This window comes from Streptomyces sp. NBC_00162 (genome assembly GCF_024611995.1).
GTDB lineage: Bacteria > Actinomycetota > Actinomycetes > Streptomycetales > Streptomycetaceae > Streptomyces.
In genome coordinates this window covers 1,721,779-1,744,269 of record NZ_CP102509.1, presented here as the reverse complement: position 1 = coordinate 1,744,269, position 22,491 = coordinate 1,721,779, and the positions used below count along the sequence as shown (strand labels likewise).

Here is a 22,491-nt window from a genome sequence, read left to right as displayed (position 1 = left end):
GGCCCTCCCCCTTCCGCCGCTCCCGCCGAGGAGACCCGTATGCCCACCACCGAACTCGCCGGTCGCGTCCACGTCCTCGGCGCGCCCGGCCACCGCTTCGACGAGATCCTCACCCCCGCCGCCCTGGACTTCATCGGCACGCTCCACACGGCCTTCGCCGGCCGCCGCGAGGAGGTGCTCAAGGAACGGCGCCGGCGCACCGCCCAGCTGGTCTCCGGCAACCCGCTCGACTTCTCCCGCGCCACCACCGCGGTCCGCGACGACCCCGACTGGCGCGTCGCACCGCCCGCCCCGGGTCTCGTCGACCGCCGGGTGGAGATCACCGGACCTCCGGACCGGCGCATGACCGTCAACGCCCTGAATTCGGGGGCCCGGGTGTGGATGGCCGACTTCGAGGACGCCACAGCACCCACCTGGAACAACGTCATCGGCGGGCAGCTGAACCTGCTCGACGCCATCGAGCGCCGGATCGACTTCACCACGCCCGAGGGCAAGGAGTACCGCCTCGGCGAGCAGTTGGCGACGATCATGGTCCGCCCGCGGGGCTGGCACCTGACCGAGCAGCACCTGGAGATCGACGGCCGTCCCGTCCCGGCCTCGCTGGTCGACTTCGGCCTCTACTTCTTCCACTGCGCCCAGCGGCAGATCGACGCCGGCCACGGCCCGTACTTCTACCTTCCCAAGCTGGAGAACCGGTACGAGGCCCGCCTCTGGAACGACGTCTTCCTGATGGCCCAGGAGATCCTCGGCATCCCGCGCGGCACCGTCCGCGCCACCGTCCTGATCGAGACGATCACCGCGGCGTTCGAGATGGAGGAGATCCTCCACGAGCTGCGCGAGCACAGCGCCGGACTGAACGCGGGCCGCTGGGACTACCTCTTCAGCCTCATCAAGACCTTCGGCCACCGCACCGACTTCCAGCTGCCCGACCGGGCCAAGGTCACCATGACCGCCCCCTTCATGCGGGCGTACACCCAGCTGCTCGTCCGTACCTGCCACAAGCGCGGCGCCCACGCCGTCGGCGGCATGTCCGCCCATGTGCCCGGCAAGGACCCCGAGGCCGACACGGCGGCCCACGCCAAGGTCCGGCTCGACAAGGAGCGCGAGGCCGAGGACGGCTTCGACGGCTCCTGGGTCGCCCACCCCGGACTCGTCCCCGTCTGCCGTGAGGTCTTCGACGGAGTGCTCGGCGAACGCCCGCACCAGCTCGAGCGCCTGCGGGAGGACGTCCACGTCACCGCCGCCGAGCTGTTGTCGGTCCGGCGCACCAGCGGTCCGCCCACTCCCGAAGGCATCCGCGCCAACGTCTCCGTCGCCCTGCGGTACTTCGACGCCTGGCTGCGCGGCAGCGGAGCCGTCGCCCTCGACGGCCTCATGGAGGACGCCGCCACCGCGGAGATCGCCCGCGTGCAGCTCTGGCAGTGGCTGCGCCACGGCACGGCCGACCGCGAGAGCGTTCGGGAGATCCTCGCCGCGCAGTCCGCCGCGCTCGCGAAGGAGCAGCCGGACGCCCTGGTCGCCGAGGCGCGCGCGGTCCTCGAGCGCACGGCGCTCGAGCGGGACCTGCCGGCCTTCTTCACCCCCGATGCGTACGCCCGCCACCTGGTCACCCGTCGAGAGGAACGCTCATGAGCACCGCCATCCACCGGGTCGGCGTCGTCGGCGGCGGCCAGATGGGCGCCGGGATCGCCGAGGTCTGCGCCCGCGCCGGCCTCGACACGGTGGTCTGCGAGGCAGATGCCACCGCGGCCCGCGCCGCCCGCGAACGCGTGGCCGTCTCCCTCGAACGCGCCGTCCAGCGGGGCAAACTGGACCGGCTCACCGCCGAGGACGCCCTGACCCGGCTCGTCTTCTCGGGAAGCCTCGACGACCTCGCCGACCGCCAGCTCGTCATCGAGGCCGTCGTGGAGAACGCGGAGGTGAAGGGAGAGGTCTTCACGGCCCTCGACAAGATCGTCGAGGACCCTGCGGCGATCCTCGCGACGAACACCTCGGCCATCCCCGTGATGCGCCTGGCGATGGCCACCGGCCGCGCGGACCGTGTGGTGGGCCTGCACTTCTTCAATCCCGTACCCGTCCTGCCGCTGGTCGAGATCGTCTCCTCGCTGCACACCACCCGCGAGACGACCGAGAGGGTGGAGGCGTTCGCCCGCGACACCCTGGGCAAGACGGCCGTCCACTCACAGGACCGGGCCGGGTTCGTCGTCAACGCCCTGCTGGTCCCCTACCTGCTCTCGGCCATCCGGATGGCCGAGTCCGGTTTCGCGACCGCCGCCGACGTCGACGCGGGCATGGAACTGGGCTGCGCCCACCCCATGGGTCCGCTCAAGCTCGCCGACCTGATCGGACTGGACACGGTCGCGGCCATCGCGCAGTCGCTGTACGAGGAGTTCAAGGAGCCGCTCTACGCCCCGCCCCCGCTGCTCCAGCGGATGGTCCAGGCAGGGCTGCTGGGCCGCAAGAGCGGCCGCGGGTTCCACCCGTACGACCGGCGCTGACGGGGGAGCGGCCCGCGGTGCCCCACGTCACCGTCCGGGATGCGAGCCGATGTACCCATCCTCCAGGACCTGCGCCTACGCTGACCCGCAGCAGCTGGTTCGCCCCCGTCCGCCAGGCGGGATGCGTCGTAAGAGGGAACCCGGTGGGAATCCGGGACTGCCCCGCAGCGGTGAGCGGGAACGACCGCCGTCATACGCACTGGGCCCGGACGGGTCTGGGAAGCGACGGCCAGTAGGTGTCTGCCCGAGTGGCAGACGTGCCCGCAAGTCCGAAGACCTGCCCGTTGCCCGCGCACGCACAGCCGTGCGCGGACATCCCGGTGACCTCGTGGGCGGGTCGGCGTAAAGATCTCGGACGGCCGTACCGGTGCCTCGCGCCCGGCGGACCCTCCGGTCGGCCACCCCTTCGCGCCTCGCGTCCCGTCACCGGGACTCATGGAGACACGCTCGCGAAGGAGAGTTCCGTGACAACCGAGTCCGCAGCCGCGGCGGTACAAGCCACCGTGTACGGCTACCCCCGTCAGGGGCAGAACCGGGAACTGAAGAAGGCCGTCGAGGGCTACTGGAAGGGCCGCGTCAGCGCCGAAGCCCTCCACGAGACCGCCGCACACCTGCGCCGGACGAACTGGCGCCAACTGGCCGGCGCCGGCATCACCGAGGTCCCCACCGGTGACTTCTCGTACTACGACCACGTCCTCGACACCAGCGTCATGGTCGGCGCCGTCCCTGCCCGGCACCGCTCCGCCGTCGCCGCGGACGCGCTCGACGGCTACTTCGCCATGGCCCGCGGCACCCAGGACGTGGCGCCGCTGGAGATGACCAAGTGGTTCGACACCAACTACCACTACCTGGTGCCGGAACTGGGGCCCGACACCGTCTTCACCACCGATTCCGCCCGGCAGGTCGCCGAGCTGATGGAGGCCCAGGCCCTCGGGCTCAAGGCCCGCCCCGTGCTGGTCGGACCGGTCACCTACCTCCTGCTGGCCAAGCCCGCCCCCGGAGTGGCCGACGACTTCCAGCCGATCACCCTGCTCGACCGGCTGCTGCCCGTGTACGCCGAGGTCCTCGGCGATCTGCGCGCGGCCGGAGCCGAATGGGTCCAGCTGGACGAGCCCGCCCTGGTCCAGGACCGCTCCCCGGCCGAGCTGGGCGTCGCCGCCCGGGCCTACCGCGAGCTCGGCGCCCTCCCCGAGCGCCCCAAGCTGCTGGTCGCCTCGTACTTCGACCGGCTCGGCGAGGCCCTGCCGGTGCTGGCGAAGGCACCCGTCGAAGGGCTCGCCCTCGACTTCACCGACCGGGCCGCCGCCAACCTCGACGACCTCGCGGCGGTGGGCGGAATCCCCGGCAAGCGCCTGGTCGCTGGCGTGGTCAACGGCCGCAACATCTGGATCAACGACCACGAGAAGTCCCTCGCCACCCTCGGCACCCTCCTCGGCCTCGCCGACCGCGTCGACGTCGCCGCCTCCTGCTCCCTCCTCCACGTGCCGCTGGACGCGGGCGCCGAGCGCGACATCGACCCGCAGATCCGCCGCTGGCTGGCCTTCGCCCGCCAGAAGACCACCGAGATCTCCACCCTCGCCCGCGGTCTCGCCCGGGGCACCGGTGCCATCGCGGCCGAACTCGCCGCCAACCGCGCCGACCTGGCAGCCCGGGCGAACTCCGCGATCACCCGCGACCCGGCCGTACGGGCCCGGACCGCGGCCGTCACCGGCGCCGACGCCCGCCGCTCCCAGCCCTACGAGCAGCGCGTGGGCGCCCAGCGGGCCCGCCTCGGCCTCCCACTACTGCCCACGACGACCATCGGCTCCTTCCCGCAGACCGCCGAACTGCGCACCGCCCGCGCCGACCTGCGCGCCGGACGGCTCGACGAGGCCGGTTACGAGAGCCGCATCGAGGCCGAGATCCGCGAGGTGATCGCCTTCCAGGAGAAGACCGGCCTCGACGTCCTCGTGCACGGCGAGCCCGAACGCAACGACATGGTCCAGTACTTCGCCGAGCAGCTCACCGGCTACCTGGCCACCCAGCACGGCTGGGTCCAGTCCTACGGCACGCGCTACGTGCGGCCGCCGGTCCTGGCCGGGGACATCTCCCGTCCGGAGCCGATGACCGTGCGCTGGACCGCGTACGCCCAGGCCCGGACGGCCAAGCCGGTCAAGGGCATGCTGACCGGTCCGGTGACCATGCTCGCCTGGTCCTTCGTGCGCGACGACCAGCCGCTCGGCGACACCGCCCGGCAGGTCGCGCTCGCCCTGCGCGACGAGGTGAACGACCTGGAGGCGGCCGGTACTTCGGTGATCCAGGTCGACGAACCCGCGCTGCGGGAGACCCTGCCGCTGCGGGCGGCTGACCACGCCGCGTACCTGGCCTGGGCGACCGAGTCCTTCCGCCTCAGCACCGGCGGCGTCCGTCCGGACACCCAGATCCACACCCACATGTGCTACGCCGAGTTCGGTGACATCGTCGAGGCCATCGAGGCCCTCGACGCCGACGTCATCAGCCTGGAGGCCGCCCGCTCCCACATGCAGGTGGCAGACGAGCTCGCCGGCGCCCACTATCCCCGCGAGGTCGGCCCGGGCGTCTGGGACATCCACTCCCCGCGCATCCCCTCCGCCGGGGAGGCGGCGGCCCTGCTGCGCAAGGGACTTGAGGCCATCCCGGCCGCAAGGCTGTGGGTCAACCCCGACTGCGGTCTGAAGACCCGCGGCTGGCCCGAGACCAGGGCCTCCCTGGAGCACCTCGTCGAGGCCGCGCACCAGGTCCGTACGGAGATCGCGACGGCCTGAGGCCGGCGCGGGCACGCGGGCGGGAGCGGGAGTGACCTCCCCGCTCCCGCCGTCCCGCGATCACTCGCGCTAGTGTGCGTATGTGAGCCTTCATGTCGTGATCGGATTTGGACCCGCCGGTGCCGCAACTGCTCGGCTGCTGGCCGAACAGGGCCATACGGTAAGGGTCGTCACCAGGTCGGGCCGAAGCCCGGAAGCCGGAATCGAACACGTCGCGCTGGACGCGACGGACCAGGAGCGGCTGACCGAAGCCGCCAAGGGCGCGGTCGCGCTCTACAGCTGCGCCGCGCCGCCCTACCACCGCTGGACGAGCGCATGGCCGCCGCTGGCCGCGTCGGTCTGTACCGCGGCCGAGGCCACCGGGGCCGTACTGGTCATGCTGGGGAACCTCTACGGCTACGGTCCGGTGGACGGTCCCCTGACCGAGGAACTGCCGCTCGCGGCGCCCGGTCCCAAGGGGCGGGTGCGCGCCGCGGCCTGGGAGCAGGCGCGGACACTGCACGAGCAGGGCCGTATCCGGGCGGTCGAGGTGCGGGCCTCGGACTTCTTCGGGCCGGGCGTCACCGACGGCGGCCACCTGGCCGCGCGGGTCGTGCCACCGCTGCTGCGCGGCAAGCCGGTCTCCACCCTCGGGAACCCGGACGCCGCGCACAGCTGGACCTATCTCCCCGACGTGGCCAGGGCGTTGGTCGAGGTCGCCGGCGAGGAGCGGGCCTGGGGACGGCCCTGGCACGTCCCGACGGGGCGCGCGCAGTCCGTCCGGGAGATGGTCGACCGCCTGGCCGCCCAGGCGGGGACGGGTCCGGTCACGGTGCGCAGGATCCCGCCGGCCGTGCTGGGCGTGGCCTCGCTCTTCTCCCCGCTGATCCGCGAACTCAAGGAGATCCGCTACCAGTTCGACCGTCCGTTCGTCGTCGATTCGAGCGCTTACGAGGCGGCGTTCGCGGTCCGGGCCACTCCCTCGACGAGCAGGTCAAGGCGACCGTGGACTGGTGGCGCGAACGGGCGGCAACCACCCGGTGACGGTGGCGGGCTTGTCGACCGGTGGGGTCAGCGCGCGGGGACGGCCCGGGCGAGGAAGTGCCGTTCGGCGTCGTCGTAGGTCGTGAGGTGCCAGCCGGTGGTTCGGCGCGGGCGGTCACGAGCGCGGCGAACCGCGCCAGCAGCAGGCCCGGCAACTGCTCCGGCGTGGAGCGCGCCGGCCCGTCCCCGGCCGAGGTGTCGGCTTCGACCGGGAAGTGCAGGCCCCAGGCGCTGCCGCCGATGCGGAACGCCCGTACCCGGCGGCGCTCGTCCGAGGCCAGGACCACGGCCCCGGCGGGGAGGTCCACCGTGTCGCCGTGCCAGTACCGCAGCCGGGACGGCTCCGGCGGAACACCGGCGAACAGGGGATCGGAGCCCGCCGCCGGAGCGGTCCGTACGGTTCCCCGGCCGATCCCCGCGTCCTGGCCGTGGCGGACGGCGCCGCCGGCCGCCACGGCCAGCAGCTGCGCGCCGATTCCGACCCCGAGCACGGGGACCTCCGCCGCCAGGGCGCCGCGCAGCAGCTCCAGCTCGGCGCCGCGCGAGCGTTCGGCGCCGACGTTGAGCACGGTGCGGGCACCGTGGAGGGCCTCGGCGATGGCCTGGGCTATGCGGGGGTCGGGCCGGCGGTAGCCGGAGTATCCGGAGCCGATGGCGCCGTAGTCGACGTCGCCGGCGCTGCCGTCGCGGGTGCGTGTGGTCATGGGCCTTACCTCGCCTCGTGAGCAGGAGCAGTGGGAAGTGCCGTCCCTGGCACGCCGGTTGTGCCGGCGTCCCGAGGGCCAGAGGGGAAGGCGTTCCCAGCCGTCTCGGGAACGTTCGTAGCGCAGACGCGTGTGGACGCGGCTCTCGGTCGCCTGCCAGAACTCCACCTCGGCCGGGGCGAGGGTGTAGAGCGTCCAGGCCGAGTCGACGAGCGACGGCTCCCGCCCGATCAGGGCCAGGGACTTCTCGAGGGCGTGTTCCTGCTCGGCGGGATCCGTCAGGTACTGGCTCTGGCGGCCCAGCAGGTCCTCCGCGCGTGCGGTGGCCGAGCGGCCGAGGAAGTCGGCCGCGTTGTCCTGGGCCGAGCCCGGGGTGACGGATCCGCGCACCCGCACCTGCCGGCCGTGTTCCGGCCAGTAGAAGGTGAGCGCCGCCCGCGGATGGCAGGCGAGCTCGTGAGCGAACGCGGGGAGCGGGCCCGACCCGTGGGCCGATCGGACCGCCGGAAACGCGAGTGACAGTCCGGGATCTCGTCCCTTACCGTCCCGGGGTCGGCGTCCCGACTGTCACGGGCCACGTCAGAAGGGACTGGACCATCTCAGCGGAAGCCGGAACCCACTGTGAGCGCCGCCCGTTGGGGCGGAACAAGGACTTCAACGTCTTCTGGCTCGGCCAGGCGCTGTCCGTCCTCGGCGGGTCCATCTCGCTGCTCGCGCTGCCACTGCTCGTCCTCCACGCGACCGGGTCCATCGTGCAGATGGGCCTGATCACCGTCATCTCCGGGGTCACCGGCATCGGCACGGGGCTGTTCGCCGGGTACGTGGTGGACCGGGCGGACCGCCGAAGGCTCATGATCGCCTGCGATCTGCTGCGCGCCGTGCTGTTCTGCGCGGTGCCGGTCGTGTGGTGGGCCGCCGGGCCCCGGGTCTGGCTGCTGTACGTGCTGACCGCGCTGGCCACCGTACTGAAGACGCTGTTCGACGTGGCCTACGTGACCGCCGTGCCGCATCTGGTGCGCACCGAGGACCTCACCGCCGCCAACGGGCGGCTGATGGGCACCTTCGCCGTCGGTACCCTCCTCGGGCCCGTGGCGGCCGGGTTCCTCACGGCCGCGGCCGGCCCGGACCGGGCGCTGGCCGTGGACGGCGCCACCTTCCTCGTCTCCGCCGCCAGCCTGGCCTGGGTGACGTTCGGCAAGCCCGCCGTCGATCGTGCCGAACCGGCGGCCGCGGGGGTGTTCCGCGAGGTGTTCGTCGTCGGATTCCGCTTCCTGTGGACGCACGCCCTCCTGCGCCCGCTGACGGTGCTGCTCACCCTGCTGACCTTCGTCACCATGGGCGCCACCGACCTGCTGATCTACCGGGTCCAGCACGATCTGGGCCGGGACGCCGCCACCGTCGGCTATGTGATCGCCGTGAGCGGGACCGGCGTCGTCACCGCGGCCCTCACCGCAGGGCGGCTGCGCCGGACCTTCGGCTTCGGCCCCTGCTGGCTGGCCTCGGTCGCGATGATCGGGATCGCGGTGGCGGTGACCGGGGTCAGCCGCAGCATGCCGGTGATCGCCGCACTGGCCGCCGTATTCATGTTCGGGCTGACCCTGGGCGGGGTCTGCAGCATGACCCTGCGCCAGGAGGTGACCCCCGACCACCTGCTCGGGCGTGTCACCTCCGCCTTCTGGACGGTGCACAACGCCTCGGGCCCGGTGGGCGCGGCCGTGCTCACGGTGCTGGCCGCCCGCCACGGGGTCCCGGCGGTCAGTCTGGCCGCCGGCGCCTTCTGCCTGCTGGTGCTCGGCGCCGGACTGCTGACGCCGCTGAGTCCCCGCTCCACGGCCCGGAAGCAGCACGTGCCGTGCGGTGGGGAAGGGGGTCTGGGATCATGAAGCCGGGGGACCGGGAGCGAGGAGCAGACATGTCCGGAGAGTTCGAGGCGAGCGTCGAGATCGACCGGCCGGTCGACGAGGTCTTCGCCTACCTCGCCGACGGCCGCAACGACCCCGAGTTCAGCCCGCGCGTCCAGGAGATCACCAAGACCCCCGACGGCCCGACCGCGCTCGGCACGGTCTTCCGAAGCACGGTCAAGGACGCCGGGATGAAGACCGGCCGGGAGTTTCGCATCGTCGGCTTCGAGCCGCCGCACCTGATCCGCTGGACGGAACAGAGCCGGAACCTGGTCACCGCGGAGGGCGGCTACGACCTCGAGACCCTCCCCGGCGGCCGCACCCGGGTCCGGATCTTCAATACCCTCGAGGGGCACGGCCTCGGCAAACTGCTCGTCGGCTTCGCCGCGAGCGCCGCCCGCAAGGACGCCCCCGCCTTCGGCCGCCGCATCAAGGCGGCCGCGGAGGCGTCCCTCAAGCGGTAGCGGTCAGAACCGCCCGGGGCCGGACGGGATCGGCAGCGGCTTGGACGGCGTCGCGGAGTCGCTCCGCTCGGCCGCGGCCGGCCCGGTCTGGCAGGTCACGTCCTCGGCGGGCAGCCGGCCCGTGGTCAGGTACGTGTTGACCTGGGCGTCGGCGCAGGACGTGGGGTCGGTCATGTACACGCCGTGGCCCTCACCGCCGGCCACCAGCACCATCCGCGAGCCCTTGAGCGCGCGGTGCATGCCCTGGCCGCTGCTCAGCGGAGTCTGCGAGTCCCACTCGTTCTGCACCGTCAGCACGTTCGCCTTCTTGTTCATGGGCGTGGCCGACTCGACAGGCCGGTCCCAGAAGGCGCAGGGCTTGATGTTGGACGCGAAGTCCCCGTACAGCGGGTACTTGATCTTGTCCTTCGCGGCGTCCCGCTCGTACTGCTCGGCGTAGCGGGGCCAGCTGCCGGTGTCCCCGCACACCACGGACCAGAAGACGGCGGTGCCGTTGTCCGAGGCGGGCGCGGCTGCCCTGTCGCCGGTGAGCAGCCGCTTCAGCTCGGCGGTGTCCGGTCCCGCGGGCTGCGGCTTGCCCTCGGCCGCGGCCTTGAGGGCCACGACCAGCGGGGTGGCCTGCGCCGGGTAGAAGAACACCCCGCGCGCGGACCGGATCAGGTCTCCGCTGATCTTCTGCCCCTCGAAGTCGATGGGCTCCTTGTCGGCGCGTGCCACCAGCGCCCAGAAGGTGTCGGACACGGCCTTCGGGGTGTCGCCGAGCCCGTACTCGGCCGACCGCTCGGCCGCCCAGCCCGTCCACCGCGCGAAGGCGGGCTCGGCCTCGGTCGCCCACACCTGGATCATGCCGCGCCAGATCATCTTCGGGTCCACACCGCTGTCCAGTACGAAACGGTCGGTCCGCTCGGGGAACATCTGCGAGTACACCGCGCCGAGGTAGGTCCCGTACGAGTAGCCCAGGTACGAGACCTTGCGCTCGCCCAGCACCGCGCGGATCGTGTCCATGTCGCGCGCCGTGTTGCGGGTGGTGATGTGCGGGAGCACCGAGCCGGCGTTCTCGCGGCACTTGTCGGCGACCGTGCGCGCCCACGTCACGTCGGAGGAGAAGGTCTCGGGCCGGTACGGCCGGTCGAAGTTCTGCTCGGCGTCGGTGAGTCCGCAGGTGATCGGGCTGCTGGAGCCGACGCCGCGCGGATCGAAGCCGATGAGGTCGTACTGGTCCCGTACGTCCTTGGCCATCATCTCGCCCATCGCCAGCGGCAGATCGAGCCCGGGCCCGCCCGGGCCGCCCGGGTTGAGGAGCATGACGCCGTGCCGCTTGGCGGGGTTCTCGCTCTTCACCCGGGATATCGCGAGGTCGATCGTGGTGCCCTGGGGACGCCGGTAGTCGAGCGGGACCTTGAGGGTGGCGCACTCGTACGAGGCCGGCTGGTCCGGGCTGCACCGGTGCCAGGAGGGCTTCTGGCTCAGGTACTCCGGTGCCGAAGCGGCGGAGACCTGGGTCGCGGTCAGCAGGGGGACGGTGGACGCGATGAGTCCGGCGGCGGCGAGCAGCGGTGCGAGGCGTTTCATGCGCACGATTGCCGTTCCTTTCGGTGAAGTCGCTTACCCGCTCACCTTGTTGTATGCGGAGGCGGGGCGAATCATCCCGAAGGCCGGGGCATATGCGTCTCACGAATGAGCCGATATCCGGACAACTGGCCGACACGCCGCAGTCGGTGCGGTCGGCGAGCTCGGCGCGGTCGGCGCGTTCGACGACCGGAGTGGTCAGTGATGGCCCTCGTGCGCGGAGCCGGTCTCGAGGGCGCCGCCGATGCGGCCGCGCAGGGCGGTCAGGGCATCCGCCGACGGGGTGGTGACCACCCAGCGGCTCCCCACCAGGTAGGTGCCGCCGTACATCCGGGCCTCGGTCAGCCAGGAGCGCATTCCCTCGTCGGCGGCGAAGGTGACCATACGGAAGGCGCCCTGTTCGCTCTGGCAGCCTCCCTCGCGCAACTCCTCAGCCTGGATGTCCACTTGGGCGGTGCAGCCGACAGCGGCGGCGATCTCCTCGATCGAGGTGGACGGTGCCCGGCTCTCCTCGGCCGGGCCGCCGTGCGAGGCCGCCGGACTTCCGGCGCAGCCGCCGGCCGGCAGCAGGGCGCACGCGGCGGCCACCGCCACCACGACGGTACGGAGAACACGACTGTGCGGTCGGGCGGTTGACGGCGGCATGACTCTCTCTTCCTCGCCGGCTGATCGGGGGCGGGGTCGTGGTGCCCAGGTGGGAGGGGACCGGGCACCACGACCCCGGGGCCTCTGTTAGTGCGCCGCCTTCGCCTTCTTTCCCTTGTCGGTCACGGCGAACCAGAGGCCCTGCTTGTTGTGCCCGGTGATGTCTCCGGGCGCCTTGTCGCCGGTGAACAAATAGACCGGCCAGCAATCGATCGTCAATTGTTCCGAACCGTCGGGACGCTTCACGGAGCCGACCAGTTCGGCGGCAATTCCCGACACCTTCGACTTGTCCACCGGCTTGGCCGGCTTCCACGTGTCCAGGCAGGCATCGAGGCAGCCGAATTTCATCGGCCAGGCGCTGTCCTTGTCGAACCGGTAGAGAGTGCGGCCCTCCGCGTCCGCGAGGATCCCGCCGAGCATGGGATTCTGCGCGACGGACAGTTCGGCGCCCTGCGCCGGCGCCTTCTTGTCGGCGGCGGCCGCGGCGGCGGCCGGCTTTCCATCGGCTCCCAGCACGTGCCAGGTTCCGCCGACGCCCTCACCGAGCGTGTCCCCGGCCTTGGTGTCCTTCGCGTAGCGGTACACGGGCCAGCCCGCCAGGGTCAGCTGCCGGGTGCCGTCGGCCCGGGCGACCGAGCCGAGCAGGCCCGCGTCGATCCCCTCGCCTGCGGTGACGTCGTCCGCCGCCACGGCCGGCCACGCCGTGGCGCAGTCCCCTTCGCAGGCTGACTTGGGGGCTTGGGCGTGTCCTTGTCGAACCGGTAGAGCGTGAAGCCCTCGCTGTCGGTGACCGCGCCGCCCAGGTTCGGGACCTCGGCCACCTTCAGCTGCCCGGCCGGACCGTTCTTGCCGGCCGCGCCCGCCGGGGCGGCGCCGGAGCCGCTGTCCCCGTAGGCGGGATTCGCCCCGGAACCCGACCCGTACGCTCCGTCCCCGCCGTCCGCGCCGTAGGGAGATCCGATCTTCTGGCTGTCGCCCACCGGCTGTACCGCACTTCCCTTTCCCGGCGGTTTCTCGGCGAGTCCACATCCGGAAGTCAGCAGCAGTACCGCGACCGCCGCCGACCCGGCGAATATCTCACGATGCATTCTCTTCACGATCTCTCCTTCAGGTCCGGTCCAGCTTTTCCGTTCGTCCCTTCCGTAATTGATACGGGGCCGGGAGCGGGGAGGTCCAATTCCCTGCGAATTTGTCGGATCGCGCCAAGAATTGAACCGGGGGAGGGTCCGGAGACGTGCACCGGCTCAGTCCTGGATGCGCAGCGCGAGCGCCGGGCAGCGCCGGATCGCGCGCAGCGCCTTCGGCCGCAGCCGTGCGGGCACCGGCATGGACGCCTTGGCCGGGTAGCCGTCCGCGTCGAGCCGTACGACGTCGGGGAGGATGTCCACGCACAGCCCGTGCCCCTTGCACAGGGTCCAGTCCACGACGAGCCGTTCCGGACTCTCGTCGCGCGGCAGCGGCAGCGCTCCCAGCACCCGCCGGCCGCACCCGCCGCCGAGGGCATGGTCGTGGAACTCGTCGGGGAAGGCGGCGAGGGCCGAGGCGACGAAGTGCGAGGTGCCGTCGGGGTGGCTGCACGCACCGCGGCCCCGGACCGCCGTCAGGCGTGCCTCGACCGTCTCGAGGGCCGCGCCGCCCCCGCCGCGGACGACGTCGTCCAGTACGTCGGCCAGCGCGGGCAACCCCCGTACGCAGGGCCCGCACTGGCCCGCCGACTCCTTCGCCATCCACCGGGTCACCCGCGCGACCTCGCCGGCCGGGCAGGTGTCCTCGGGCAGCGGCAGCACCGCCCCCGCCCCCAGCACCGCGCCGAAGGCCGCCAGGGACTGCCGGGACACCAGCGCGGAACGTGCGGACATCGGGTCCAGCCATCTGCCGTGATAGCCGCCGACCAGGACGCCCTGGCCGGGATCGGTGCCGCACAGCTCCAGGACGTAGGCCAGCGAAGCCCCGGTCGGGGTCTCGACGACCGTGGAACCGGCCACGGTCAGCAGGACGGTGCCCGGTTCGGCCGGCAGCCCGGTGGAGCGGTACTCGGGCGCACCCAGCCGTGCGGCGATGCCGAGTTGGGCGAAGGTCTCGGTGTTCGACAGCAGGGTGGGCACGCCCCCAGACCCCGCTCGCTGGTCCGCACCTTCCGCCCGGACGGCAGTACCGCTCCGCCGTTCAGGCCGCTGATGAGGGCCGTTCCCTCCCCGGTGACGAAGCGTTCGGGAAGCCGCGTCACGCGCACCCGGCGTCCGGCCGGGCCGCGTTCCGCGACGGCGTCCCGTACCGACTGCTCCACGTCCTCCCGGGTGACGGCCACCACGACGTCGTCGGCGCCGAGCGCCGCGGCGGCCAGCAGGGCTCCGTCGAGCACCAGATGCGGGGCGTGCAGCAGCAGCGCGGTGTCCTTGAGGCAACTCGGCTCGCCCTCACTGCCGTTGACGACGACGGCCGTGGGAGCGTCCCGCCCCCCGGCCGAGCGGGTGACGGCCCGCAGTTTCCGCGCGAACGGGAAGCCCGCTCCGCCGCGGCCCCGCAGGTCGATGTCGTTGGCGAGGCCGACGAGTTCGTCCGGTCGCAACCGGGGCAGCGTGCCGTGGGTGTCGAGATGGGCGGCGCGGTCGAGCCGGGGGGTCCGGTCGAGTCCGGCCAGCAGCCTGGGGGCGCCCACACAGCCGAGGCCGGGGCGCGGCTCGCCGGTCACAGCCACTGCTCCGCGGCGGCCGGCTGCTCGCCGTACAGCCGGGTTCTGCGGCCGGCCGTGGCGTAGGACCGGGGGCCGGTCCGCGGCAGCGGCGGCCGCCCGCTGGACACGAGCCGACGCGTGCCGCGGCCGGTGCCCGTGCCGAGGCCGTCGACGGTGCGCGTACCGGTGTCCCGGTCCGTGCCCGGACGCGGCCCGGGGACGGGAGCCGGGCGGGAACGCGCCCCGCGCGCCCGGGACTTCACGCGGAACGCGATCACCCCGGCGACACCGATCAGGCACAGTGCGTACGCCATCGTCACCCAGGCGCCGCCCGGGCGGCCCGCCTTGAGCCCGTGCACCAGGGACGCGCCCCAGGCCGGATAGGCGCCGAAGTGCAGGGCCCGCCACCACAGGGAGCGGCTCTTGGTGGCGAACACGCTGCGCATTGCGCCGGAGACCGCGACGGCCACGAAGAGGTAACCGGCCAGCGTGCCCAGTCCGATGAGGACGGGCCGGTCGCCGTCCGCGAACGGCAGGACCGCGGCGGCCGCGCTCGTCTGCGCCTCCGCGACCTTGACCCAGATGTGCAGGGCCAGGAAGCTCAGGCCCGCCACGGCCAGTCCGCGGTGGGCGCCCTGGGCGAGGAGCCGGTGGCCCGACCCGAGCAGCACCCGGTCGGTGGCCACCAGCCCCCACAGGACGGTGGCGGTGAGCGAGACGAGCGAGAGCACGCCCGCCCCGAAGTCGAGGAAGTCCCACAGATGGGTCAGGGCGCCCGCGCGGACCACCACGATGAAGGAGGCGAGGGCCGCGAGGACGACCGGGGCCGTCGCCGGGTGACGACTCCTGCGGCGGGCCCGGTGCGAGCGGCGTAGGTACGGCTGAGACAGGGGCATCCAGATCTCCTGTGCGCCTGGGCCCCGAGCACTCCACCTGGCGCTCGGCACCCGGGGTTCGTTGTCGCTCGTGCCCGGCAGCGCTGTGAAACTCCCGCGCCGGCCGAGGAGCTTGGGGCCGGAGTGCAGAAGCATCGTGGAGCTGCACGGCGCCTCCACAGGATTTATCGAAACGTGATAATTTCTCGCAGCGCGTCTCCGGCGCATCGAACAACCCCGGAAGATTCCCCTCCAGCGGAGGTTGCGACAGGCCACCGCGCCGCCCGCCGTCTACGCGTCCCCGACGGCAAAATCACGGCAAAACCGCGGGACGGAATGTGGCCGGACCCCTCCAGGAGGGAGTACGAGGGGTCGCAACTCTCTTGTCAGACAGGACTGTTGGCGTGAGAGGCAACCTCGGCGGGCCTGTCCTCCGTACCAGACAGGCCTCACCCCGGCACGAACGAGGAAACGATGTGCGAACTTCTGAACCGCATCTGGTCCCGCCCTCGCGGCGAGTGGACCCGCGTCCTGCGACGGGAACTCCCCGCACTGGCCGCCGAGATAGTGGAGGAGCTTCTGCATGGAATTCCGGAATTTTCCGCCCTTATCGATGACAACGATGCCATCGGCGATGAATTGCTCAGACAGCGTGTGGAGGAAGCCCTTCTCACCTTTCTCGGCTACCGCGATGCCCGCGGCGGCCCGTCGGGCAAGGAGCAGGAGCAAACGCAAGAACAAGAGCAGGCGCACGAACAGGAACGACGGCAAGAACGGCAGCAGGAACAGCAGCAGGAACACCAGCGGGAACACCAGCGCGAGCAAGAGCAGCGGCAACACCCGCGACAGACGGTGGACATGCCCGCGGACCTCGACATGGGGCACCGGCACGCGAGCCTGGAGGTCGTGGAGGGAAGGCAGCACGACAGGCAGGACGACAGGCGGCACGGCAGGCAGCACCTGGGGCCGGCCGTCGACCGGGCGCGTCAGGACCTCTTCAAAGCCCTCACTGATGACCGGGCCGCCTCCGGGACCTCCCTCGCCGAACTCGCCGAGGCGGCCGGCTGGCCCCTCCCGGTGGCCGTGCGGGCCATCGCGCCGGCCGCGCCCGGGGAGGCACAGCAGCTGGCGACCGTACTGGACGACGCCCTCGCCGGGATGTTCGCGGGCCGCCCCTGCCTGCTGGTCCCGAGCCCCGATCCCGACACCCGGGCCCCGTTCGAACTCGCCCTGCGCGGCAGGTTCTCGGCCGTCGGCCACGCCGTACCGCTCCGGGACACCGCGTCCTCCCTGCGCTGGGCGCTGCGCCTGCTCGCGCTGACACCGGCCCGGGCGGGTCTGGACGCCCGCCCCGTCTTCGTGGACGACCACCTCTCGACGCTGCTGCTGCTCCAGGACGAGCCCCTGGCCCACGCGCTGGCTGCCCGCTGGCTCCGGCCACTGGCGGATCTGACCCCGCGCCAGAGCGAACGGCTGGAGGTGACCCTCCTCGCCTGGCTGGAGGGCGGCGGCGCACCCGAGGCCGCCAAGGCCCTGAGCGTGCACCCGCAGACCGTGCGGTACCGCATGCGTCAGCTGGAGAAGCTGTTCGGGCCCGGTCTGCGGGACCCCCGCACCCGGTTCGAACTGGAGATGGCCCTGCGCAGCCGCCGGCTGATGGCCCAGGTGCGGCGTCAGCACTCGCGGGTGGGGCGCCGGACGGCGCGCGTGGTCACGGCGGACTTCACCCCGCTGGTCGTCGGACGGATGGCCCGCGTCAACGGCCTGTGACCACAGGGGAGGAGTGACAGGAGGAGAAACAGCAACCGGCCCGGCCCCGTACGAACGGGGCCGGGCCGGCTGCTGTTCACAGGGCGGCGGGTACCGCCCCGCGCATCGTGGAGTTGAGGTCCAGCAGCTCCTCGTACGCCCGTGCGCAGTCCTCGCACCCCGCCAGATGGCGTGCGAGGCCGCGGGGTTGCTGCGTACGGCTGCGCCGGACCGCCGAACCGAGCATGTGGCTGTAGTGGCCGCACCGGCCGTCGGCCACGGTGTCCAGATGGGCCAGGAGGTACGCCTCGCGCAGCCCCTCGCGGGCCCGGAAGGCCAGCGAGGCCACTGCGCTGGGGGTGATGCCCAGCAGCGCGGCGATCTCGTGCGGCGAGTCCTCCTCGACCAGGGTGTGCCACAGGACGGCCCGCCAGCGCGCGGGCAGCGCCCGGAAGGAGCGGGCGAGGAGCCTGCGGTCCTCGCCCGCCAGCAGCCGGCGCTGCGGATCACCGCCGGCGGCCGCCTGCTGACACCAGGTGTCGAAGTCCGCCGTCAGGAGCGTCCTTCCGTCGCCGTCACTCCACTGCATGGCCGTGTGACGGACCACGGCCAGCAGGTACGCGCGCCACGGGCCCCGGGGCCCCGCGCCGGAGCGGACGGCCTGCAAGGTCCGGGCGAAGGCCTCGGAGACGAGGTCCTCGGCGTCCTGCGGGGTACGGCAGCAGGTGCGCGCGTACGCGAGGGCGGCCCGCCGGTGCCGCCGGTAGAGGAGATCGCACAAGGCCGCGTCCGCGGTGCCCGACCGGTACTCCCTCCTGAGCCGCCGGGTGAGTTCCCCGTCGGACGGCGCGGAGGGCCGGTAGGGCGCGGCGGACGCGGCGGGCGCGGCGGGCGGGGAGGGCTCGGCGGGCGGTGCCTTGCCGCCGTCGCCCGGATGCTGCGGACCGTCTGCGGATTCACGAGAGCCGGACATGGCACTCCTCGTCGGTTCAGGACCAGGCTGGGCGCAGGTGTGCGGCGTTGGCCCGAAGTCGGCTTCGGGCCAACACCTGTCCCGGGCGGGGCGCGGTGCGAGGGGAGGAGCCGCACCCCGTCCGGGAGTTCGTGGAGCCGCCGCGTCAGCGGCAGGTGCGCCCCCTGTTGATGCAGTCCACGGCGTTGGCCATCAGGCCGTTCGGCATCACGTTGATGAAGTCACCGTGGTCGGTCACCGGTTTGTGGAGCTGCTCGGGGAAGCTGTCCACGGCGAACCGTGCACCCGGCGCGACCCCGTACGTGATCCGCTGCACCAGCTGCGGAATGGCGCTGAAGCCCTTCGGGCAGCGGCCGTTGCGGTCCGCGAAGGCCACATGGGTCCGGTGGTTGGCGCTGTCGGTGTTGCGGCCGTCCCAGCAGTTCTGGAAGTTGAAGGTGCGCACCACGTCGCTGCCCTTGGGGCAGATCGGGTACTTGTCCTTCAGCTGGCGGTTCTCGAACCCGGTACAGCTCCACGAGGCATTGGCATTGGCCGTTCCGTTGGCGAAGGCCTTGGCGTCGCCGGTGATGATCCGCAGGAAACGGGGCATGGCCTTGACCTTGCCGACGGGACTGCCCTTGAAGCTGATCGTCACCTGTTTGGGCCGCAGGATCGTGCCCACGTTCGCGTCCTGACCGCCGCCGGGCGCCTTCGCGTCCTTCTCCGCCTTGCCGTCGCGCAGCCGCAGCACCGGCCAGTAGTAGGTGGACAGGTCGCCGTTGCCACAGGTGGTGCCGGAGGCGGCGAGGCTGTCGTTGGTGGAGAAGGCGTCGGTGGTCTTGTTGCCCACGTAGTCGTGCATGTGGTGGGCGCCGTTGGACACCCCGGGGGCGACGATCACGTTGTCGGGGTTGAAGTGGCCGTTCTCGTTGCGTCCGCACTGGGAGCTGAAGGACCCCGTCGAGGCCCCGGCCGCTGCCCCGGGAGTGCGTACGTTCGGCCGTACCTTGCCGATGTCGACGAAGTCGCTCCGTGCCGGTCCGCCCTTCCCGCCGATGCTCCGGGCGGCGCCCGGATCGGCCGCCGGGTCGCCCGCCGCAGCGGCCGACGCGTCGTCCTGCGCGGAAGCCTGCTTCACCTGGCACGCGCTCATGGACTTGAGCTCCTCCGGACGGGCCGCGGAGCGGGCTATCGCGTCGGACATGCGGCCGATGGTCTCGTCGCGCTGCTGCTTGAGCCCGCCGACGAGATCCTCTCCCCGTGCCTCGCCCGCGGCGAGCTTCCGGTAGGCGTCGGCCACCTGTGAGTCCAGCTGGGCGAGACCCTCGTCGACCTCGGTCTTGGCCTGTTCGGGTACGGCGGTGAGCCGGTCACCGACGTCGGGGCAGTCGATGGTGGCGCTCACCTGCTCCGCGCCGCCCGAGTCCCGGCGGCCGTCCTGGCCCGCGTTCGCGTTGCCCGCGACGACGGCGACCCCGCCGCCGCCCAGGACCAGTGCGGAGACCAAGGCCAGCAGCTTGTTCGACAACCGGGGGCGTTTATGGCCCTTTTCACTCATGCGATCACTTCACTTCACTTCGTCGATCGGACATCGGACGGAGCAGGGGTCGGGGTCCCGTCGGGGACGCTGAGCGCGTCGAAGTCGACCAGCCCGCTGTCCTCGAGGACCGTGATGTGGTCCAGGACCGTGGTGTTGGCGGATGTGGCCAGGGCGCGGACCATGGAGTTCCTGGTCTGCGCCCGCACTTGGGCCAGCAGCGCGAACACCTTTCCGTGCGCTCGGCGCAGCAGCTGGATGAACAGCCGCTCGTACTCGTCCCCTTGGGCGCGGGTCAGCTGCCCCAGCCATCCCCGCTGCTGCTCGGACGGCTGGTTGGGCAGGTCGACGCCGAGGGCCTGACCGACCTGGATGACCTGCCGGTCCAGCTCGGTGTGGCCCTCCACGAGGTGTTCCCCGGCCGTGCGCACCGCCGGGCGCGTTCCCCGCTGCTGGGCCTGCCGCCCGGCGGGCAGCTCCCACAGACCCGCGAGTCGTACCTTCCGTACGAAGTCCCGGTCCGCGGGGGTCAACGGCCCGTACGCCGTACTCATGATCCCGGCGCCGTCGTCCTCGGCGGCCGGCCGGCCGGTCGAGGCAGAGGCCCGGGCGCCGAACTTCTCCACGGGGATCAGCAGCGCGATCAGGGTGACGGCAAGCGCGCTGATGACGAAGCCGCTTCCGATCGTGTATCTCGTGGCGACCGAAAACCTGCTGATGGAACGCCGCCGGAATGACAGCACAGTGCCTCCTTGGTCCGTGGGCCGGGAGGGGCAGCGGGGCCGGAGGGTCCGCACGCGCCGTGCGTTGCACACCCGCATTCCCGGGGTGTCACGGGACGCTAGTGCCACGGGTGGTGCCCACGCGGGCGGACCATCACCATTGGATAAACATCCGGTCAAGCCCCCGAAGGGCTGATATCTTGCCGCGCCTGCCCGATGCCGAACCTGCGGTCCTCCGGCGGCGGCCGGTCGGGACGGCCGGCGGCGTTCGTCCGTTCCCGCCGTACGAAATCCAGTTCGTCAGCGTCGGGTGGACCGGGCCCCACGTCCGGGTGGTTGTTCCCCGCGCGGGCACTTTTCGGTGCTCAAGGCTCCTGCGGACCGTGACAGTTGACGCATGATCATCGAGCCTCCTTCCAGCTCCGACTCCACGGTCGAGCCCGCACCGTCCTCTGCTCGCCGGCCCTCCCGCCGTACCGTCATCGCCGGCGCGGCCGCCGTCGCGGGAGCCGGTGCGCTGTCGGTGGCCGCCGCGTCCGCCGGGACCCCGCAGGCGCCGTCCGGTTCCGCACGCCCCGACTGGGAGACCTGCCTGACCATCGCCCGGGCCATCCTCGTACGGGACGATGACGACCAGCCCCTGGTGCCTCGTTACGCGGACGTCCTCCTGAAGAACGGACTGCCCCGCTCCCGCCGCCCCGGCAAGAAGGTGCTGGTCGTCGGCGCCGGCCCCGCCGGGCTCACCGCCGCCCACCTCCTGCGCGAGGCCGGGCACCAGGTTACGGTCATCGAGGCCAACGCCAACCGGGTCGGCGGCCGCATCAAGACCTTCCGCACCGGGGGCCACGAGAAGGCCGCCGCACCCTTCGCTGACCCCAAGCAGTACGCCGAGGCCGGTGCCATGCGCATCCCCGACAGCCACCCGCTGGTCACCGGACTGATCGACAGCCTCGGCCTCAAGCGCAGGCGCTTCCACCTGGTCGACGTCGACGGGGCCGGCCGCCCCGCCTACCGCACGTGGATCTTCGTCAACGGCATCCGGGTACGCCGGGCGGACTACGCCCGCAGCCCGCAGGCGCTCAATCGTTCCTTCGGAGTCCCGGCGGCCTACGAGTCCGTGCCCGCCGCGCAGATCGTGCGCAATGCCTTCGCTCCCGTACGCAAGGAGATCGAGGGGAAGAAGGACAAGGAACTCGTCGAGGGCTGGGCCCGCGTCATCCAGCGCTACGGCCACATGTCGATGTATCGCTACCTGACCGAGGAGGCGGAACTCGACGAGCGGACCATCGACCTGATCGGAACCGTCGAGAACCTCACCTCCCGTCTGCACCTCGCCTTCGTGCACAGCTTCATCGGAGCCTCGCTGATCAGCCCCGACACGGCCTTCTTCGAACTGCCCGGCGGCACCGCCACGCTGGCCGACGCGCTCTACGCCCGGGTCAAGGACCTGGTACGGCTCGACCGCCGTGCCACCCGGATCACGCACGGCGAGGGCAAGGTCACCGTCGACACCGTCTCCGAGGGTCGCGGCGGCAGCCCGGTGCGGCGCGAGACGTTCACCGCCGACACCGCGATCATCACCGTCCCCTTCTCCGGACTGCGCCACATCCCGGTCGCCCCCGCGCTCTCGTACGGCAAGCGGCGCGCGGTCACCGAACTGCACTACGACGCCGCCACCAAGGTGCTGCTCGAATTCAGCCGCCGCTGGTGGGAGTTCGACGAAGCCGACTGGAAGCGCGAGCTGGAAGCCGTACAGCCCGGCCTCTACCGCAAGTACCAGATCGCGCAGACCCCGGAGGCCGGGGGCCTGCTGGGCGCCCACCCATCCGTACCCAAGGGGCACATCTCCGACGCCCAGCGCGCCCACTACGCCGCCTGCCGTCTCGTCACCCGCGACCAGCCCGAGGCGGCCGGCGTCATCGGCGGCGGCTCGGCCACCGACAATCCCAACCGCTTCATGTTCCAGCCCTCCTACCCGGTCGACGGCAGCGCCGGCGGGGTGGTCCTCGCCTCCTACAGCTGGTCGGACGACGCCCTGAAGTGGGACTCCCTGGACGACGAGGAGCGCTACCCGCGCGCCCTGGCCGGGGTCCAGGAGGTGTTCGGGCAGCGGATCGAGGTGTTCTACACCGGAGTCGGCCGCACCCAGTCCTGGATGCGCGATCCGTACGCCTACGGCGAGGCCTCCGTGCTGCTGCCCGGCCAGCACACCGAGCTGTTCCCCCACGTCCGCAAGCCCGAAGGCAACCTGCACTTCGGCGGGTGCCACACCTCCATCAAGCCCGCGTGGATCGAGGGAGCCCTGGAATCGGCGGTGCGGACCGCCCTCGAGGTCCACATGGCGCCGTGAGCGGCCGGTTCGGCGGCTGCGGCCGTGGCAGCCGTGCGACCG

The 22,491-nt window shown here is 72.1% G+C and carries 18 protein-coding genes, 2 pseudogenes and 1 riboswitch; of the genes and pseudogenes, 8 read left to right on the top strand and 12 right to left on the bottom strand.

Going from position 1 to position 22,491, the window contains the following annotated elements:
* The first annotated feature begins 39 nt into the window (after positions 1–39).
* The 4 genes and pseudogenes from aceB to JIW86_RS08755 all read left to right on the top strand — a co-directional run bounded on the left by aceB (position 40) and on the right by JIW86_RS08755 (position 6,304).
* Entirely contained in the window at positions 40–1,632 is a 1,593-nt protein-coding gene (gene aceB / locus JIW86_RS08770; RefSeq protein ID WP_257553260.1) for a malate synthase A, read from the top strand.
* Positions 1,629–2,498, top strand: coding sequence for a 3-hydroxybutyryl-CoA dehydrogenase (locus tag JIW86_RS08765; protein WP_257553259.1), 870 nt, complete (start codon positions 1,629–1,631; stop codon positions 2,496–2,498). The genes aceB and JIW86_RS08765 overlap by 4 nt, the downstream gene beginning before the upstream one ends.
* A gap of 129 nt (positions 2,499–2,627) precedes the next feature.
* Positions 2,628–2,777: riboswitch (cobalamin riboswitch) on the top strand.
* Positions 2,778–2,962: 185 nt separating this feature from the next.
* Positions 2,963–5,281, top strand: a complete 2,319-nt coding sequence (gene metE, locus JIW86_RS08760; RefSeq protein ID WP_257553258.1) for a 5-methyltetrahydropteroyltriglutamate--homocysteine S-methyltransferase — start codon at positions 2,963–2,965, stop codon at positions 5,279–5,281.
* Positions 5,282–5,363: 82 nt separating this feature from the next.
* Positions 5,364–6,304 (top strand): annotated as a pseudogene (locus JIW86_RS08755) (NAD-dependent epimerase/dehydratase family protein).
* A gap of 266 nt (positions 6,305–6,570) precedes the next feature.
* On the opposite strand, the pseudogene JIW86_RS08750 reads toward JIW86_RS08755, so the two are convergent.
* A pseudogene (locus tag JIW86_RS08750) lies at positions 6,571–7,530 on the bottom strand (pyridoxine 5'-phosphate oxidase C-terminal domain-containing protein); the annotation flags it as partial.
* 113 nt (positions 7,531–7,643) lie between these two features.
* On the opposite strand from JIW86_RS08750, the gene JIW86_RS08745 reads away from it, so the two are divergent.
* Entirely contained in the window at positions 7,644–8,891 is a 1,248-nt protein-coding gene (locus JIW86_RS08745) for an MFS transporter (protein ID WP_257553257.1), read from the top strand.
* A gap of 29 nt (positions 8,892–8,920) precedes the next feature.
* Positions 8,921–9,373, top strand: a complete 453-nt coding sequence (locus JIW86_RS08740) for an SRPBCC family protein (protein WP_215141760.1) — start codon at positions 8,921–8,923, stop codon at positions 9,371–9,373.
* 3 nt (positions 9,374–9,376) lie between these two features.
* Here JIW86_RS08740 and JIW86_RS08735 read toward each other — a convergent pair whose 3' ends face one another.
* The 8 genes from JIW86_RS08735 to JIW86_RS41645 form a co-directional block, all read right to left on the bottom strand.
* Positions 9,377–10,945 (bottom strand): alpha/beta hydrolase, encoded by a 1,569-nt coding sequence (locus JIW86_RS08735; RefSeq protein WP_257559260.1) that lies wholly within the window; start codon positions 10,943–10,945, stop codon positions 9,377–9,379.
* Positions 10,946–11,140: 195 nt separating this feature from the next.
* Positions 11,141–11,587 carry a hypothetical protein gene (locus tag JIW86_RS08730; RefSeq protein WP_257553256.1) on the bottom strand — a complete coding sequence of 149 codons (447 nt, stop codon included), beginning with the start codon at positions 11,585–11,587 and terminating at the stop codon, positions 11,141–11,143.
* 87 nt (positions 11,588–11,674) lie between these two features.
* Complete coding sequence (locus JIW86_RS08725) at positions 11,675–12,277, bottom strand: hypothetical protein (RefSeq protein ID WP_257553255.1); 603 nt, start codon at positions 12,275–12,277, stop codon at positions 11,675–11,677.
* Positions 12,190–12,684 carry a hypothetical protein gene (locus JIW86_RS08720; protein ID WP_257553254.1) on the bottom strand — a complete coding sequence of 165 codons (495 nt, stop codon included), beginning with the start codon at positions 12,682–12,684 and terminating at the stop codon, positions 12,190–12,192. The genes JIW86_RS08725 and JIW86_RS08720 overlap by 88 nt, the downstream gene beginning before the upstream one ends.
* A 147-nt stretch (positions 12,685–12,831) precedes the next feature.
* Positions 12,832–13,692 (bottom strand): NADH-ubiquinone oxidoreductase-F iron-sulfur binding region domain-containing protein, encoded by an 861-nt coding sequence (locus JIW86_RS41655; protein WP_322975503.1) that lies wholly within the window; start codon positions 13,690–13,692, stop codon positions 12,832–12,834.
* Complete coding sequence (locus JIW86_RS41650) at positions 13,575–14,279, bottom strand: hypothetical protein (RefSeq protein WP_322975502.1); 705 nt, start codon at positions 14,277–14,279, stop codon at positions 13,575–13,577. The genes JIW86_RS41655 and JIW86_RS41650 overlap by 118 nt, the downstream gene beginning before the upstream one ends.
* Positions 14,276–15,157, bottom strand: coding sequence for a hypothetical protein (locus tag JIW86_RS08710; protein WP_257553253.1), 882 nt, complete (start codon positions 15,155–15,157; stop codon positions 14,276–14,278). The genes JIW86_RS41650 and JIW86_RS08710 overlap by 4 nt, the downstream gene beginning before the upstream one ends.
* A gap of 270 nt (positions 15,158–15,427) precedes the next feature.
* The gene (locus JIW86_RS41645; protein WP_322975501.1) at positions 15,428–16,021 is read right to left on the bottom strand and encodes a hypothetical protein; all 594 of its coding nucleotides are present in this window, start codon (positions 16,019–16,021) and stop codon (positions 15,428–15,430) included.
* Here JIW86_RS41645 and JIW86_RS08705 point away from each other — a divergent pair.
* The gene (locus tag JIW86_RS08705) at positions 15,995–16,906 is read left to right on the top strand and encodes a helix-turn-helix domain-containing protein (protein ID WP_322975500.1); all 912 of its coding nucleotides are present in this window, start codon (positions 15,995–15,997) and stop codon (positions 16,904–16,906) included. The two genes, JIW86_RS41645 and JIW86_RS08705, sit on opposite strands and share 27 nt — an antisense overlap.
* A gap of 76 nt (positions 16,907–16,982) precedes the next feature.
* On the opposite strand, the gene JIW86_RS08700 is transcribed toward JIW86_RS08705, so the two are convergent.
* From JIW86_RS08700 to JIW86_RS08690, 3 genes are all read right to left on the bottom strand, one after another.
* The gene (locus tag JIW86_RS08700) at positions 16,983–17,858 is read right to left on the bottom strand and encodes an RNA polymerase sigma factor (RefSeq protein WP_257553251.1); all 876 of its coding nucleotides are present in this window, start codon (positions 17,856–17,858) and stop codon (positions 16,983–16,985) included.
* Between the two features lie 145 nt (positions 17,859–18,003).
* Positions 18,004–19,398, bottom strand: coding sequence for a DUF1996 domain-containing protein (locus tag JIW86_RS08695; RefSeq protein WP_257553250.1), 1,395 nt, complete (start codon positions 19,396–19,398; stop codon positions 18,004–18,006).
* Between the two features lie 14 nt (positions 19,399–19,412).
* Positions 19,413–20,120: a DUF4142 domain-containing protein gene (locus JIW86_RS08690; RefSeq protein WP_257553249.1), complete on the bottom strand. Its 708-nt coding sequence runs from the start codon at positions 20,118–20,120 to the stop codon at positions 19,413–19,415.
* Positions 20,121–20,496: 376 nt separating this feature from the next.
* Between JIW86_RS08690 and JIW86_RS08685 the strand changes: the two genes are divergently transcribed.
* Positions 20,497–22,449: a flavin monoamine oxidase family protein gene (locus tag JIW86_RS08685; RefSeq protein WP_257553248.1), complete on the top strand. Its 1,953-nt coding sequence runs from the start codon at positions 20,497–20,499 to the stop codon at positions 22,447–22,449.
* Positions 22,450–22,491: the final 42 nt, after the last annotated feature.